Origin of the sequence: Vogesella mureinivorans (assembly GCF_007644035.1) — a bacterium.
Classification (GTDB): domain Bacteria; phylum Pseudomonadota; class Gammaproteobacteria; order Burkholderiales; family Chromobacteriaceae; genus Vogesella; species Vogesella mureinivorans.
The window spans coordinates 1-252 of record NZ_VMTV02000523.1 but is presented as its reverse complement, the minus strand read 5'-3'; the positions used below and the strand labels follow the sequence as shown (position 1 = coordinate 252).

The 252-nt window shown below is 61.9% G+C and carries 1 protein-coding gene; it reads left to right on the top strand.

Going from position 1 to position 252, the window contains the following annotated elements:
* The coding region (locus FLQ44_RS14365) for a bacteriophage T4 gp5 trimerization domain-containing protein (RefSeq protein WP_439144932.1) at nucleotides 1-252 on the top strand (252 nt) is incomplete at both ends.

The following is a 252-nucleotide window of genomic DNA, read 5'->3' as shown; positions in this document are numbered from 1 at the left end:
GCCAACGCGTTGCGCTTCGAGGACAAGCGCGGCGAGGAGCAGGTCTGGCTGCATGCCGAGCGCAACCAGGACATCGAGGTCGAGAACGACGAAACCCACTGGGTCGGCCGCGATCGCACGAAGACGATTGATCGCGACGAAACGAATCACATCAAGCGCGACCGCACGGAGACCGTCGACAACAACGAGACCATCACCGTCCACAACGACCGCAAGGAGCGTGTCGACCACAACGAGACGATCAGCATCGGC